This window comes from Tritonibacter mobilis (assembly GCF_001681715.1).
GTDB classification, from domain to species: domain Bacteria; phylum Pseudomonadota; class Alphaproteobacteria; order Rhodobacterales; family Rhodobacteraceae; genus Epibacterium; species Epibacterium mobile.
The window spans coordinates 1-2926 of the sequence record NZ_LNWY01000040.1 but is presented as its reverse complement, the minus strand read 5'-3'; the positions used below and the strand labels follow the sequence as shown (position 1 = coordinate 2926).

Here is a 2926-nt window from a genome sequence, read left to right as displayed (position 1 = left end):
GGTGTTGTCACATTAACGGTCCTGAGGTTGCTGGTTCATTGATCTGGGCGTAGGCGGTGTCGATGCAGACACAAAAGATCAGCTACAAACGCCACCGGTTTCCGCCTCAGATCATCGCTCATATTGTCTGGCTTTACGTCCGGTTCAACTTGAGCCTGCGCGAGGTCGAAGAGCTGATGCTGGAACGTGGCGTCGACGTTTCGTATGAGACAATCCGGCGCTGGAGCGTCAAGTTCGGCCCCCTGATCGCCCACGTTCTACAGCGACGGCAGCCGCGCCCCGGCGATGTCTGGCATCTGGACGAAGTCGTTGTGAAGATCGCGGGTCGGTCATACTGGCTCTGGCGCGCGGTCGACCAACACGGCTTTGTTCTTGAGGAAATTCTCCAATCGAGACGAGACAAGCGCGCCGCAAAGCGGCTTTTGGTCAAGCTGATGAAACGTTGGGGCTTCGTGCCAAAAAGGATCATTACGGACAAGCTGCGCTCCTATGGTGCCGCAAAGCGCGAGGTCGCGCCTGGCCTTGATCATTGGTCACACAAGGGACTCAATAACCGCGCAGAAAACAGCCACTTGCCCTTCCGAAAACGAGAGCGGGTGATGCAAGGCTTCCGATCGCCGGGTGGATTACAACGCTTCGTATCTATGAAGTCTGCAACCCGCAATAGTTTCTCTGTCCCAGCCCGCCGCCGCTCTGCGCTCACCATCCGCTACCATCGGCTCGAAGCATTCGAGGCGTGGAAATCCGCGGCACAGGCCGCTTGATCAACGAACAGCTTGCCAACTTGCAAATTCGGCGAGTTAACGTGACAACACCGTCCTGCGGAGGGCTCTTCTCGCTGCGTCGCATGATGGCCCTGATCCGGGCCAACAACTCGCGCGGATTGAAGGGTTTGGAGAGATAATCATCCGCGCCGCCTTCCAGACCCTCGATGCGGTCGTCGTCCTCTCCGAGGGCGGTCAGCATCAGGACCGGTGTGCCGCACTCCTGACGCAATCTTTTGCACGCAGTCAGCCCGTCTTCGCCGGGCATCATCACATCGAGCACGATCAGATCGAAAGAATGTCTTGCGCGCTGAGCGTCCATCTCTGCGGCACTTTCGGCGACCGAGGTTCGCATGCCGTTCCGTTCGAGATAGCTTGAAACGGAATTGCGGATCTCGTCATGGTCGTCGACGACCAGAATGTGGGCAGGTTCGCTCATACCCGGTGTATATCAAACCGCCGGTGTAAATGTCCGCCCCCTCTTTGTAGCCAAATGTAACGGCAGTTTGACGCGTCGCGGGAGCAGGGGGGACAATAGGAGCCCTCAAGTCTGCGACAGCGCATGTTCCGGCGGTCTGCGGATCGCCAGCCGGTGCACCCCGGCGGATTGCTGTTCTTCCATGCGGGGCGGCGTCCCGGCGAAGAAGGTCGTGATTTCCTGATACCTGATCCGCGTATCCTCAAGCGCCTGATAGTATCGGAAAAGCTCCTTCAGTGGGGCCGAAAAGTCTTTGTGCGCGGCGAGGACCGCGACCAGTGCCCCAAGCGTGATCCGGCCTTCGATGACGAAATATCCGCCAAGTGAGTAGAACAGAAACGGTGTCAGCGCCGTCAGAAAGTTGTTGAGCGCCTTGATGAAGAACTTGAGACGAAAGATCCTTCTGCGTACCTGCTCCAGCGCCTTGAAACTAGCGCCCGCCGCCGACAGGCCGGACGAGGCGCCCTGTCGTTCGCGCAACTGCTCGCTCAGTTGCCTGCCAAGATCGCGGACCTCTTTGATCCGGATACGCGACAGGGTGTTCACCCGGCGCTGCAGCTTCGGGAGCAGAATAAGCTGAATGGGCAACACGGTCAGCGCGGCGGCACCCAGGATCGGGTCCTGAATGAACATGAACAGCAGAATGGTGAAAAGCGTGCCACCCTGCAAAACCGGCAGGGTCAGGACTTCGGCCGCGAAGCCGCCGATGGGTTCCACTTCCTGTGCGAGTATTGGGACGATCTCGCTTTGCTCGGACGCCTCCGCATCCGAGCGCCACCGCCGATAGATCAGCAGCCTGAAGCGTCGGAGAAACCGCTCCGCCGTATAGCCCTTGAAGACGTTGAGCGTGTATTTGATGAGTCCGTTCAGGCTGATCGACAGCAAATACAGCCCGCAAAGCAGCAGCAGGAATATGACCTGATCCAAACTCTGGCCCAGAACCTCGACCGGGAAAGTCGCGGATTCCAGCGCATTGTTCACGATCTGCTTGGGCAGTTCCAAGGTCAGATACAGGATCGGAAGCGCGAGAAGGCTCAGCATGATCATCTGCGCCTGCTGCCGTCTGGTGTAGCGCAGGACCGAGCTGAACAACCCGGCATCAAGCCCCCTCACGTGGTTCATGCGCGCGACCGGTTTTGCCGGGCGGCTCCAGAGCCGCAGGATACCGCGCAGGACGAGATAGAGGGCGACGCCGATCAGCAATCCCGGCGCCAGGACCAGAATGAGGTGAATGAACGGATGAACCCAGTCCGGCGTCGTATCATTGTAATCGTATCCGAAGAGGGCGGAGACGTCATGTACGAGGACGTGATACCTGTCCATCAGCGACATTGGAGCGCGCTCAATATCCGGCGGGTGAGGCGAGGTGATCATGCACGATGATGACCCCCCACACCCGGCATCTCTGTGGCCGGGGACCAGACAGGCAAATTCCAGATTGGTCACGTCTGAAAACTTCCAGATCAGTTCCCCGGGTGTTGTCACGTTAACTCGCCGAATTTGCAAGTTGGCAAGCTGTTCGTTGATCAAGCGGCCTGTGCCGCGGATTTCCACGCCTCGAATGCTTCGAGCCGATGGTAGCGGATGGTGAGCGCAGAGCGGCGGCGGGCTGGGACAGAGAAACTATTGCGGGTTGCAGACTTCATAGATACGAAGCGTTGTAATCCACCCGGCGATCGGAAGC

The 2926-nt window shown here is 58.6% G+C and carries 2 protein-coding genes and 2 pseudogenes; 1 reads left to right on the top strand and 3 read right to left on the bottom strand.

Translation table 11 applies throughout. From position 1 onward, the window contains the following. Positions 1-62 precede the first annotated feature (62 nt). Positions 63-764 (top strand): IS6 family transposase, encoded by a 702-nt coding sequence (locus tag UB90_RS22220; protein WP_065331824.1) that lies wholly within the window; start codon positions 63-65, stop codon positions 762-764. A gap of 52 nt (positions 765-816) precedes the next feature. Here UB90_RS22220 and UB90_RS22215 read toward each other — a convergent pair. From UB90_RS22215 to UB90_RS23345, 3 genes and pseudogenes are all read right to left on the bottom strand, one after another. Next, positions 817-1203 (bottom strand): annotated as a pseudogene (locus UB90_RS22215) (response regulator); the annotation flags it as partial. Between the two features lie 105 nt (positions 1204-1308). Next, positions 1309-2574 (bottom strand): ABC transporter transmembrane domain-containing protein, encoded by a 1266-nt coding sequence (locus UB90_RS22210; RefSeq protein WP_009827249.1) that lies wholly within the window; start codon positions 2572-2574, stop codon positions 1309-1311. 194 nt (positions 2575-2768) lie between these two features. After that, positions 2769-2926, bottom strand: a pseudogene (locus tag UB90_RS23345) (IS6 family transposase); the annotation flags it as partial.